Consider the following 12478-nt stretch of genomic DNA (forward strand, 5'->3'; position numbering starts at 1 on the left):
TCAAATGACAATTCTGGTAACTGGTGGTGCCGGTTTCATCGGCGCCAACTTCGTACTTGACTGGGTTGGCCAGTCGGGTGAAATCGTCATCAACCTGGACAAGCTGACCTATGCCGGGAACCTGGAGAACCTCTCCACCCTGGAAGGTAACCCGCAGCATGTGTTCGTGCACGGCGACATCGCTGACAACCAGCTGGTAGGTAAGCTGCTTGCGGAGCATCGCCCGCGCGCCATTATCAATTTTGCTGCAGAGTCGCATGTTGATCGCTCGATTCATGGCCCGGAAGACTTCATCCAGACCAACATCGTGGGCACCTTCCGTTTGCTAGAGGCCGTTCGCGCCTACTGGAATGGGTTGGAAGCTGATGAGCAGCAAAAGTTCCGCTTCCTTCACGTATCCACCGATGAAGTGTACGGTTCGCTTGCTGGCGATGCGCCAGCTTTCACGGAAACGCACCAGTACGAGCCGAACAGCCCGTACTCCGCGAGCAAGGCCGCCAGCGACCACTTGGTACGCGCCTACCACCATACTTATGGCCTGCCGGTACTGACCACCAACTGCTCGAACAACTACGGCCCGTATCACTTCCCTGAGAAGTTGATCCCGCTGATGATCGTCAATGCCCTGGCTGGCAAGGCGCTGCCGGTGTATGGCGACGGCCAGCAAATTCGTGACTGGCTGTACGTCAAAGACCACTGCAGCGCCATTCGCCGCGTGCTCGAAGCAGGTACCGTGGGCGAGGTTTACAACGTTGGTGGCTGGAATGAAAAGCCGAATCTGGAAATCGTAAACCGTGTGTGCGGTTTGCTGGACGAGTTCCGTCCACGTGCCGACGGCAAGCTCTACAGCGACCAGATCACCTACGTCACCGACCGCCCTGGCCACGACCGCCGTTATGCCATTGATGCTCGCAAGCTGGAGCGCGAGCTGGGTTGGAAGCCAGCCGAGACCTTTGAAACCGGTATTCGCAAGACCGTTCAGTGGTACCTGGATAACCAGCCTTGGGTCGAAAGTGTGCTGTCCGGCAATTACCGTGACTGGGTAGAGAAGAACTACGCCGAGCGCAACGCATGAAAATTCTACTGCTGGGCAAGAATGGCCAAGTGGGCTGGGAGCTGCAGCGCAGCCTCGCCCCCTTGGGCGAGGTACTTGCCCTGGATTCGCGTAGCGTTGATTTCTGCGGTGACCTGGTCAACCTCGAAGGGCTCAAGGACACGCTGGCGCGTTACACCCCCGACGTTATCGTCAATGCCGCCGCCTACACCGCAGTAGACAAGGCCGAATCCGAGCCGAGCCAGGCACACCTGGTCAACGCCGAGGCTGTAGCGGTAATGGCTGAGGCTGCGGCAAGCAGTGGTGCGCTGCTGGTGCATTACTCCACCGACTACGTGTTCCCTGGCGACGGTACGCAGGCCTGGCGCGAGACTGATGGTGTCGGCCCGCTGAACGTATACGGCGTCAGCAAGCTGGCTGGGGAGCAGGCGATTCAGGCATCGGGCTGTCGCCACCTGGTCTTCCGCACTTGTTGGGTGTACGCAGCCCGCGGCAACAACTTCGCGAAAACCATGCTGCGCCTGGCGCGTGAGCGCGACACCTTGGGCGTGATCGATGACCAGTTTGGTGCACCTACAGGGGCCGAGCTGATCGCCGACGTGACGGCGCATGCTATTCCGGCTGCGCGGCACAACCCGAAGCTGGATGGTATCTACCACCTGGCAGCGGGCGGTGAAACCACATGGTGCGGTTACGCGCGCTATGTCATCAGCCAGGCTGCTGCCGCTGGCGTGGAGCTGAAGGTTTCGGCTGAGGCAGTCAATGCACTTGCCACGGATGCCTACCCAACCCCGGCCAAGCGCCCGGGCAACTCCCGGCTGAATACCGAAAAACTGCAAAACGCCTTCAAGCTGAATCTCCCGTCCTGGGAATACGGTGTGGCACGGATGCTGACAGAAATCATAGAGAAGCAATGATGAATAAACGTAAAGGGATTATTTTGGCCGGTGGGTCCGGCACCCGTCTTCACCCTGCAACGCTGTCGATTTCCAAACAGCTGTTGCCGGTATACGACAAGCCGATGATCTACTACCCGCTGACTACGCTGATGCTGGCGGGTATTCGCGACATCTTGATCATCTCCACCCCGCAAGACACCCCGCGCTTTGAGCAGCTGCTTGGGGATGGTGCGCGTTGGGGGGTGAACATCCAGTATGCAGTCCAGCCTTCGCCGGACGGTCTGGCCCAAGCCTTCATCATTGGCGAGCAGTTCATCGGTAACGATCTGTCGGCATTGGTGTTGGGCGACAACATTTTCTACGGGCACCACTTCAACGAACTGCTGCTCAGCGCAACAGACCGTGACCATGGTGCGACCGTGTTTGCCTATCACGTCAACGACCCCGAGCGTTACGGTGTGGTCGAATTCAACGACCAGGGCAAAGCTGTCAGCCTGGAAGAGAAGCCGCTGCAGCCGAAGTCGAACTACGCGGTAACCGGCCTGTATTTCTATGACCAGCAAGTGGTTGAGATCGCCAAAAGTATCCAGCCTTCGCCGCGTGGTGAACTGGAGATCACTGACCTCAACCGCATCTACATGGAGCAGGGCAGCCTGTCTGTCGAGATCATGGGTCGCGGCTACGCATGGCTCGACACCGGCACCCACGACTCGCTGCTCGAGGCCAGCCACTACATCGCCACCATCGAACACCGCCAGGGCCTTAAAGTTGCCTGCCCTGAAGAAGTTGCTTTCCGCCAGCAGTGGATTACAGCGGAACAGCTGGAAAAACTGGCTGCTCCACTGGCCAAGAACGGTTATGGCCAATACCTGAAACGTTTGCTGCAGGAGAAAATCTACTGATGAAAGCAACTCCTTTGGCCATACCCGAAGTCATTTTGTTTGAGCCTCGGGTTTTCGGTGATGATCGTGGTTTCTTCTTCGAAAGCTTCAATCAGAAGATTTTTGATGAAGTGGTAGGCCGCGAAGTCAAATTTGTTCAGGACAACCACTCCCGCTCTGCCAAGGGCGTGCTGCGTGGGCTGCACTACCAACTGCAACAGCCACAGGGCAAACTGGTGCGCGTGGTGCAGGGTGAAGTGTTCGACGTTGCTGTCGATGCCCGTCGCAATTCGCCTACCTTCGGTAAATGGGTTGGCGCGCACCTGTCGGCGGAAAACAAGCATCAGCTATGGGTGCCGGAAGGCTTCGCCCACGGTTTTGTGGTGCTGTCGGAAACTGCCGAGTTTCTTTACAAAACCACCGACTTCTATGCCCCGGCGCATGAGCGCTGCATTATCTGGAACGACCCGGATATCGGCATTGAATGGCCGATTGACTTTGAGCCGCAGCTTTCGACGAAAGACGTGCTTGGCAAGCGGCTGGCCGAAGTGGATGTGTTCGAGAATTACAGTAAATAAAACCACGGTAGCGATCGACGAGACGCAGGGCTAATGCCCTGCGTTTTGCGCATTGGAACTTATGACTCAGATAGAATATCTCGCACCCGCGCAAGCATTCGATTTGGCGAACGCGCTGATGCAGCAAAAGCGCTGGGTGGAGGCCGGTACTCTATGGCAGGCCTTCCGTGAGCAGTATAAGGGCCATCCTACACCATGGATGCAAGGCGCTATTTGCTGCTTCAAGCAAGAGTTGTATCAGCAAGCGGGTGAACTGTTAGAGTTTAGTCGTCGTCAATTTGATAAGCACCTCTCGACTTGGCTAGTTAGTGCAGACTGGGCGCAGCTGAAAGATGACGCGGCACTTGAAGCGGAATTTCTGGCGCAAGGTCGTGCTGTATTGGGGGACCGCTGGGAGCTGCTTTGCCGTATAGCTGCATTGGCGATGCGAAACGGTGACGTAGCCGCCGCAAAAGCGCATAACCTGCTTGCTCGTAATGTGGCCAGTGAGCAGATTGAACCGCTAATTCAAGCCTCGGAATTTTCCGAAAAGCTCGAACAGTGGGAAGAAGTTGCCGAGTATTGGAAAGCCGTAATTGTCTTGAAACCAGCACACCCCCATGCCTATCAAAAGCTGTCACACGCTTATGGGCAGGCAGGGCAGCATGTCTTGGCACGGCGCTACCGGTTAGCGATGCAGTACGGGGCTGAAATTTTAAACTCGCCGGCGACTGTCGTTCAAGATGATGTGCGAAAGGTAAAAGGCCCATCATCTTCGCTTATGCACTTTTCTGCATTAGTGATAACCAAGGCGATTTTAAACCTTAAGTCAGAGTCGTCGCGCACACACCTTAATTACGCCTGGGTGGTGTTGGAGCCTCTGCTGCACCTCGTTATTTATTACTTCCTGTTCGGCAAGGTGTTGAATGCAGGGGTTGAAAATTATGGGCTGTTCCTGCTTTGCGGTTTAGTACCTTGGATGTGGTTTAGCAAAGCGGTATCGACCAGTGCGACCAGTATATTGGGCGGTCAATCGTTGATGCTGAATAGTAACGTTCAGCCTGCCTTTTTTCCGCTCGTCAGCATTGTGCAGTCGACGTTCAAGCAGTGTCCAGCCATGGTGCTGTTGCTTGTTTTGCGTTTTGTGGCGGATGATGACAGTTTAAGTTTAAGTCTGATTTATTTCCCTCTGATAGTTGTGTTGCAGTTTCTGCTGATCACCGTGCTGGCTATGCTGCTTGCGGCGCTGGTTTCAATAGTTCGCGATATTGCCAACATTGTAGGGACGGGCTTAACCCTGCTGATGATCCTGTCAGGGGTGATTTACAACTACCAGTCCCTGCCCGCGAAGGTGGGAGAGTGGGTTCAGTACAACCCATTGGCGGTTATCATTTCTGCCTATCGCGAAGTGATTCTGCAAGGTAACGCTCCTGAAATACAAGGGCTGCTTTACGTGTTTGGAGTGAGCTTTTTGTTGGGTGCTGTCAACTACGTTGTTTATAAGCTGCAGCGAAAAAAGTTTGTAAGACGGGGCATGGCATGAAGTCTGATGTAGTCCTCTCGCTGCGTAACGTAGGTGTGCGGTTCAAACTAAATGGTAAACGAGGGTTCCATGAACCCTTGAAAGGCATTGACCTGGATATCAAGGCTGGCGAAACGCTGGGCATTCTTGGCAGGAATGGTGCAGGAAAATCGACGTTATTGAAGGTCCTGTCAGGTGCTTTGAATCCCGATTCGGGTCAAGTTTTGAACCATGGTGCATCGGTGGCGCTATTGGCACTGCAGGCCGGCTTCGACAGTAATCTCACTGGCCGTGATAACGCAATTTTTGGCGGCATGCTGCTGGGTTATCCCAAAAAGCGGGTGGTCGAGCGGGTAGAGGAAATCAAAGCATATTCTGAGCTTGGTGACTATTTCGAAGAGCCGGTGAGAAGCTACTCGACAGGCATGGCCTCTCGGTTGGGTTTTGCGATCAGCACGATTATGAGTCCCGATGTAATTCTCGTGGATGAAGTGCTTAGCGTGGGTGATGCCAGTTTCAAAAAGAAAGCTGAGCGCACCATGATTCAAAAAATTGCATCAGGTCAAACTGTTGTATTGGTATCGCACTCTCAAGGTCAAATTGCAGCTTTGTGCGATCGTTGTGTCATCTTGGAGGGTGGCAAGCTCATCACCGGAGAGAGTGTTGGGCATGTCATGGCAATTTACAAAGAGTTAATTGAAAATAAACGCTAGGGAAATCTTATGAGCTTGAAGTTGGTATTGGTTCCAGCAGTAATCGCCATGACACTTGCTGGTTGCGGTAATGACAATCCCGTGGCCTCTTTGCCAGTGGAGAAATCCAATCGCTGCTCGCTTGATGTGGTGCAGGGGAGCAGAGAGCGTGGTGTTAAAGTCCGTCCACAGGTTGTTGAACTTCGTGGGTGGGCGCTTGGCGCCGAAACTGCACAGGGCACTTCAAAAATGCTGGTTACTTTGAAAAACGCTCAAGGGCAGGTATACACCTTCGAAGGCGCAACGCGCTATGACCGTCCTGATGTTGCCAAAGCCTTCAACAATGAAGACTACAAGCAGTCTGGCTTCATCGTAAAAGCCGACTTGTCGAATCTGCCAGCAGGTGCCTACGGAATATCGATTAAAACACCGGAAAAAGACCGTGTGATGGCGTGTGCTGTAAATAAAAATATTATTGTTGAATTGTAATTTTCAATAGATCGGGTTGAGGGTTTTTTGTGGGTATTTTTCATAGGATCGCTGATCAGCTAGTTTATCCGGCGGCATATACTTACGTATCGCTACAGTCTCGCGTAAATTGGTTCAAGAGCTTGGGTAAAGCTGATAAGGTACTTTATTCGTCCGCTTATCAGGGCCAAAAGATAGTCCTTATGGCGTTGTACCAAAAGGGTATTATTCGCGATGATGTGGTCCATTTTCTCCGCTCGGCGAAGGAATTGGGTCTGTATGTAGTGTGTGTAAATACCCTCAAAGTTAAAAATCCAGACCGGTATAGCGATGTTGTTGATTGCTATATTGAAAAGTACAATTATGGGCGCGATTTTGGTAGCTATAAGTCCGGCTTTGGCTATCTCTATTCTAGCGGGTTGGCTGAACAATGCCCGCGTATGATGCTGGTTAATGATAGTGTGTTTTTCAGTCGCAAGCACAATATGCGTTTCCTGGAAGAAATGTTTGGCTCGACTGTAGAGGCGCTTGGAGCAACAGAAAATTATGAGATTGAACACCATTTAGGGTCTTTTTGTATTGCCCTGAGTGGGGAGGTTCTAAACCATCCCAAGCTCAAAAAGTACTGGAAAAATTATAAATGTACTGATGTTCGCCCGGTGGTGATTAAAACGGGTGAGATGGAGTTGTCTAAAACGCTCAAGCGTATAGTGAGTTCGCCTGATAACTTCAAGTCGCTGTATGATATCGAGCGTGCGTCGACACTACTTCATAGTGATGATGTCGTGCTGGAAGATATTGCGCATCTCTCTCGTAACTCTGGTTTGTCTCACTGGCCGAGGTTCTCATTTTCCTCTGTCAGCAAAGAAGTAATTAGTAAGTTTCTGCATTCTCCGGCTTCAATTGCTGGTGTCTCTGCACTAAACGCTGACTTCGACTCTTTGTCAGAGGTCGAGGTCCACTACGCGGATTCCCTGACAGGGTTTTCTGAATTTGTGTGCGGGGCGGTGACGAACTCTTCTTCTGCAGGTGAGAACATTCGAACTACTGTAAAGGGTGAGGTTATCTCAAACTTTATCGGTTGCTTTGCGCATGGTTCGCAAATCCATCAAAATGGAATTTTCCTTCATCGTATTGGCTTGCCTATCATCAAGTTAGACGGCGTTTATCGCGGGATGTTTATATCTAATGATATCGAGCGCCTTGCTCTGGACCTTGAACCTGATCAACGTGGGGAGTTCCGCTGGATAATGTACTCTCGCCCCTTTGGTGGTGATGTTCTCTTTGGTTGGAAACGCGCCGCATTTTACCGCGGCTTGATTTGATAAGTGCAAGTCCGAGTGCTGAATGCTCGTTAAGGATAGCTGGGGAGGAAGAAGTGAATACTGATATCTTAGAGCTTTCAGTGCTCGATAAAGCCAAGTCAAGCTTGAAGAAAGTCTTGCCTAATTCATGCCTAGATACTCCATCCACTAGGCAGTTGGGTGGTAAGAAGCTCTCTTTCGCTGGCTGGTTTGTAAAAAGTAAAAATGAATCGGATGTCTACCTGCTAGTCAGGAACGGTGATGTGGAACACCAGATTCGCCCGACCGTTGAACGTCGTGATGTACTGCGCATCATCCTTAAAGTATCCGACGATTTGATCGGTGTTCATCCCCAGTTGCGCTGCGGATTCAACGCTGCTGTCGAGGTAGACCTGGGTCAGCCGATTGAGGTTAACTTCGTTGTTGATGGTGAAGAGTATCCATGGCGGCTGATTCAAGCTGCAGCAAGTGGGTTCAAATCTGCAAGTGTGCAGCAGTTGTGGTCTGAGTTTATTAAATGCAGGGATATAAAAAGGCTCACGCCAGATTTAGCTGCCATTTTGCCTAAGGTTAGCGACGACATTCTTGATGATATTGTATTCAAGGGTGTGAAGGTCAGTACCTTAAAAGACTTGGTGTCTGGCAAGGCACCAGCAGAAATGATGCGAGCCTTGCCGTTCTTGAAGTATGTGTCCTCTAGCGATTTTTGCATTAATGCAGTTGAAACGTCCTTGTCAAAAGGGTCGGTGATAGTTCCAGATCCATTTGGTTATGGCATGGCTTTTTGTAATGAAAGCTATGTAATGAGTAATGATATCAATGTACTGAGATTCATTTCTTCTACTGGCGAAGCATTTTTCATATTCCAGCGGGTAGGCTCTGCAGATGCTATCTATTTCCCTACGCGGAATATGATTGTTTTGTCTCTGCACATGACTGATGGCCTTGTGCGGGAATTTGTCTATTGGTTAATAAGAAACTTTTCCGCGGTTGGCGAGTATTCCTCTGGGATTCGAACATTCTCTGGGGTCATTGCGTCTCACGGGCGTCCGTATCATTTTTACTATGATGTGGCTCCAGCAGTGGGTGACCTTCATGAAGCGCGGCTCTTGGCTCGACTGCCGAGCATTGTTTATTTGAAAGGCGGCGATTTCTGTTCGTTTTCACAGTTGTTTGAGGTCAAAGTCCCTGAGCTGTTTCTGACAGCTGAAGAGTTGTGGGTTAACGGGATTAAAGCGAAAGGTTTCTACTTCCATGTTGGCGCCCATTTTGACCATGAGCGAAGCGAAAGCGTCACTCGATTTGACCGGAAATTTAACTTGTCGGCCAGGAAATCGATGGCGTCTCTAAGCCCGTCGATTACGACTGGATTGATGTCCTGCTATCCGCTGATATGGTTCGGAATCACAGTCCAGAAGCGCTCATGGCTGGAGCAGGTTGATGCTGCTGCCAATATATTGAATTCCCTGAAGCTTTTGTATCCGGGGGTTGGTGTTGTATTCGATGGATGGACCTCTCCGGTACACCCGCTACCTAGAGATCAGCGCGAAACTGATCTCGATAGTGGTGTTGTAAATCAGATAAGAGAAAGGCTGGATAGTTCGATTCCGGTGTTCAGTGTTGTTGGTGCGGATAGCGTCAAAAAAATTCAATATGCAAGTTTTGTTGACGGGTATGTGGGGAACTCCGCTACAGGTGGTCTCCATGTGGCTAGGTTTGCAGGGCGCCCAGGTGTAGCGCACCTCAATACCAAGATGCTTACGGAAACTAATCATATTCGCAAACGAACCAAGCTCATTGATGCCAAGCATATTGTCGATCGTCCTGAAGATGCTGATTTGAGAATGGACTTTATCAGTTACAGCCTTAACTGGCAGGTTGTATATGATGAGCTTGTACAAGTTATTGAGGGGGTTTCAAAGTGAGTGCGTGTACTGTAATTGATTGTACGCTTCGTGACGGTGGCTACTACAATTCTTGGGATTTCCCGGCAGCCGTAGTTGATGACTATCTCAAGGCAATGGCTGCTGCAGGGGTTAAGGTTGTCGAGCTTGGGTTGCGCTCCCTTAATAACTCCGGCTTCAAAGGGGCAAGTGCTTATACCACCGATCACTACATTCGCAGCCTTGAAGTGCCTGGTTCACTTTCAGTCGCAGTCATGATTAATGCTGTGGAACTGCTCGCAAGTGACTTGCCGATGGAAGAAGTCTTGAGCCGGCTGTTCCCGGAGTCCGCAGCGACGTCGCCTGTGGAGCTGGTGCGTATCGCCTGCCATGTACACGAGTTCGAACAGTCCCTCCCTGCATCCGCCTGGCTGAAAGAGCGTGGTTTCCAGGTTGGATTCAACCTCATGCAGATTGCTGACCGTAATCAGCAGGAAATCGAGACCTTGGCAGCTGCTGCGGCTGAATGGCCATTGGATGTGCTGTACTTCGCTGACAGCATGGGTAGCATGAGCCCAGATCAAGTTGCACAAGTTGTCGGTTGGTTGCGCTCGCGCTGGAAAGGTCCTCTGGGTATCCACACTCATGACAATATGGGCTTTGCTCTCCAAAACACTCTGCGCGCCTTGGACGAAGGCGTCACTTGGTTGGATGCCACCGTTACCGGTATGGGGCGTGGTCCAGGCAACGCGAAAACAGAGTACTTGGTAATCGAACTATCGGAGCGCTGTGGCCAAAGCACGAACATTGTTCCCCTGATGAGCATTATCAATCGCTACTTCCGACCTCTGCAGCACGAGTGCGGGTGGGGTACCAATGCTTACTATTACCTGGCGGGTAAGTATGGGATACACCCTACTTATATTCAAGAAATGCTGGGGGACTCGCGCTACGGTGAAGAAGATGTCTTGGCCGTTATAGAGCATCTGCGTATTGAGGGCGGTAAGAAGTTCAGCTCGCGCACATTGAACTCCGCCCGTTTCTTCTATCAGAGCCCTACGCAAGGCAACTGGGCGCCAGCGCAGGTTCTAGCTGGGCGCGAAGTATTACTGCTGGGTACCGGCCCAGGAGTGGAAAAGCATAGAGCCGCGATCGAGGCCTATATTCGTGGGTATAAGCCGTTCGTCATGGCACTTAATACACAGGCCAAGATTGCTCCAGAATTAATTGACGCTCGCCTTGCATGCCACCCGCTCAGATTGCTCGCTGACTGTGAGCAGCATGCAACATTGCCACAGCCCCTGATCACTCCTGCTGGGATGCTTCCGCAAGAGGTGCGTCAAGCTCTAGAAGGTAAAGAGCTTCTAGACTTCGGTATCGAAGTAAGGGATGGGCAGTTTGAGTTTCATGAAGGCTTCTGTGTACTGCCTACAGCATTGGTGATTGCCTATGCGCTCGCAATTTCTGCTAGTGGCGGTGCCAGCCGTATCTTGCTCGCTGGTTTCGATGGCTATCAGGCAGATGATCCTCGAAATGCCGAGATGAATAAATTGCTAGCGCTCTACCGCCGCAGCGTCGGGGCGGTCGATATATTGGCTATCACCCCGTCGCGCTATGATGTTCCCGCTGCAAGTGTCTACGGTAAATTGGAAGTTACGCCATGAGTGTTTCATGTTTCTTGCCTTGCAGAAAAGGTAGCGAGCGTGTGCCTCGCAAGAATATAAAGAAATTTTCTGATTTCGATTTTGGGCTCATCGAAGTCAAGCTCAATCAATTGAAGTATTGTGAGCTTATTGACGAAATTGTTCTTAGTACCAATGATGAAGAAATTATCGATTTCGCATCGGCGTTTGATTGTGCAAAGCTCAAGATTCACAAGCGTGAGGATTCATTGTCGAGCAGCGCAACCAGTACTGACGAATTGGTTGCCTTGGCTGAGAGTGTTACCAGTAAAGAGCATATTCTGTGGACGCATGTAACTTCGCCTTTTTATGGCTCTGAAAGTTATGGTAAAGCCATTCAGGCATACTTTAAGGCGCTTGAGGATGGCTACGATTCATTGATGTCCGTGAAAGCGATTCATGGGTTTCTATGGGATGAGCGCAAGCCACTAAATTACGATCGCAACGTAGAAAAGTGGCCCCGTACGCAAACGTTGAAAACCATCTATGAAGTAGACAGTGCTGTTTTTATGCTCAGCAGGGCAGGTTATCAGCAATACAATGACCGTATCGGAGTCAATCCACTTTTGCATGTTACAAGCCAACTCGAAGGTTTTGACATAGACTGGCCTGATGATTTCGCACTGGCTGAAGCCATGATCGCAAGTGGCGTGGCGACAGCATGAAACTCAGCGAATATAAGACTGTTGTATTCGACTGTGATGGTGTCGTCCTCGATTCGAACCGTGTAAAAACTCACGCCTTCTACTTGGCGGCGCTGCGCTATGGTGAGGCAGCTGCGCAAGCGCTCGTCGAGCATCATACTGCCAACGGCGGCATATCCAGGTTTAAAAAGTTTGAATACTTTTTAAACGAAATAGTGGATGTGCGCTCGTCCGAGTCGGACATGCAGTACCTGCTTGATGCCTATAGCAAGGAAGTTGCGGACGGCCTGATGCAATGTAAAATTGCAGAAGGCCTCGAGGATCTTCGACGCGCTTCGCCGAATGCCAAATGGCTGATTGTCTCTGGTGGTGCTCAGGTCGAATTGAGGCATGTGTTTTCTGAGCGGGGCATATCTGATTACTTCGATGGTGGGATTTTTGGCAGTCCCGACCCCAAAGAAACCATTTTCGCCCGGGAAATCGCTGCAGGTAACATTGAATTCCCTGCGCTCTTTATTGGGGACAGTCGTTACGATCATACGGTTTCTGAAGTGTTCAAGACCGATTTTGTTTTTGTTTCTGCCTGGACGGAGTTCAAGGGCTGGCAAGATTACTTTGCAAATACTGGGGTAACCTGCAAATCCGCATTGTCGGATTTAATCACTCAGTAAAGATGGCACCGTGCGCTGCATACTCTGTGGCGCAATGGCTTATCCATTTGCGTTATCGCTGCCTGGCAATGTCTGCCGTTTTAGAGGCATCACCATGCATCAAGGACCCCCGCAATGGCGTATTACCGTACACCCCATGATGTGACGGCCCTGCCCGCCTGGCAGGCGCTTCAGCAACACCGCGACGCCATGCAAGGCTTCAGCATGCGCGAAGCGTTCGC

At 51.2% G+C, this 12478-nt stretch carries 12 protein-coding genes; all 12 read left to right on the top strand.

Features of this window, described 5'->3' with window-relative positions; all coding sequences use genetic code 11:
* Window positions 1–4: 4 nt before the first annotated feature.
* The 12 genes from rfbB to ABE456_RS11455 all read left to right on the top strand — a co-directional run bounded on the left by rfbB (window position 5) and on the right by ABE456_RS11455 (window position 12257).
* Window positions 5–1075: a dTDP-glucose 4,6-dehydratase gene (gene rfbB / locus ABE456_RS11400; RefSeq protein WP_346643996.1), complete on the top strand. Its 1071-nt coding sequence runs from the start codon at window positions 5–7 to the stop codon at window positions 1073–1075.
* Entirely contained in the window at window positions 1072–1971 is a 900-nt protein-coding gene (gene rfbD, locus ABE456_RS11405) for a dTDP-4-dehydrorhamnose reductase (RefSeq protein ID WP_346643997.1), read from the top strand. Before rfbB ends, rfbD begins: the two co-directional genes overlap by 4 nt.
* Window positions 1971–2855, top strand: coding sequence for a glucose-1-phosphate thymidylyltransferase RfbA (gene rfbA, locus ABE456_RS11410; protein WP_346643998.1), 885 nt, complete (start codon window positions 1971–1973; stop codon window positions 2853–2855). Before rfbD ends, rfbA begins: the two co-directional genes overlap by 1 nt.
* Window positions 2855–3412 carry a dTDP-4-dehydrorhamnose 3,5-epimerase gene (gene rfbC, locus ABE456_RS11415; protein ID WP_346643999.1) on the top strand — a complete coding sequence of 186 codons (558 nt, stop codon included), beginning with the start codon at window positions 2855–2857 and terminating at the stop codon, window positions 3410–3412. The genes rfbA and rfbC overlap by 1 nt, the downstream gene beginning before the upstream one ends.
* Window positions 3413–3473: 61 nt before the next feature.
* Entirely contained in the window at window positions 3474–4934 is a 1461-nt protein-coding gene (locus tag ABE456_RS11420) for an ABC transporter permease (protein WP_346644000.1), read from the top strand.
* The gene (locus tag ABE456_RS11425) at window positions 4931–5626 is read left to right on the top strand and encodes an ABC transporter ATP-binding protein (protein ID WP_346644001.1); all 696 of its coding nucleotides are present in this window, start codon (window positions 4931–4933) and stop codon (window positions 5624–5626) included. Before ABE456_RS11420 ends, ABE456_RS11425 begins: the two co-directional genes overlap by 4 nt.
* A 9-nt stretch (window positions 5627–5635) precedes the next feature.
* Window positions 5636–6094 (top strand): hypothetical protein, encoded by a 459-nt coding sequence (locus ABE456_RS11430; protein WP_346644002.1) that lies wholly within the window; start codon window positions 5636–5638, stop codon window positions 6092–6094.
* A 182-nt stretch (window positions 6095–6276) separates the two neighbouring features.
* Window positions 6277–7398: a hypothetical protein gene (locus ABE456_RS11435; protein WP_346644003.1), complete on the top strand. Its 1122-nt coding sequence runs from the start codon at window positions 6277–6279 to the stop codon at window positions 7396–7398.
* A 53-nt stretch (window positions 7399–7451) separates the two neighbouring features.
* The gene (locus tag ABE456_RS11440) at window positions 7452–9302 is read left to right on the top strand and encodes a hypothetical protein (protein WP_346644004.1); all 1851 of its coding nucleotides are present in this window, start codon (window positions 7452–7454) and stop codon (window positions 9300–9302) included.
* Complete coding sequence (locus tag ABE456_RS11445) at window positions 9299–10924, top strand: aldolase catalytic domain-containing protein (RefSeq protein WP_346644005.1); 1626 nt, start codon at window positions 9299–9301, stop codon at window positions 10922–10924. Before ABE456_RS11440 ends, ABE456_RS11445 begins: the two co-directional genes overlap by 4 nt.
* Window positions 10921–11607 (top strand): acylneuraminate cytidylyltransferase family protein, encoded by a 687-nt coding sequence (locus tag ABE456_RS11450; protein WP_346644006.1) that lies wholly within the window; start codon window positions 10921–10923, stop codon window positions 11605–11607. The genes ABE456_RS11445 and ABE456_RS11450 overlap by 4 nt, the downstream gene beginning before the upstream one ends.
* Entirely contained in the window at window positions 11604–12257 is a 654-nt protein-coding gene (locus ABE456_RS11455; protein WP_346644007.1) for an HAD family hydrolase, read from the top strand. Before ABE456_RS11450 ends, ABE456_RS11455 begins: the two co-directional genes overlap by 4 nt.
* Window positions 12258–12478: the final 221 nt, after the last annotated feature.

The sequence above is a fragment of the Pseudomonas sp. TWI929 genome, from assembly GCF_039673335.1.
Classification (GTDB): Bacteria; Pseudomonadota; Gammaproteobacteria; order Pseudomonadales; family Pseudomonadaceae; genus Aquipseudomonas.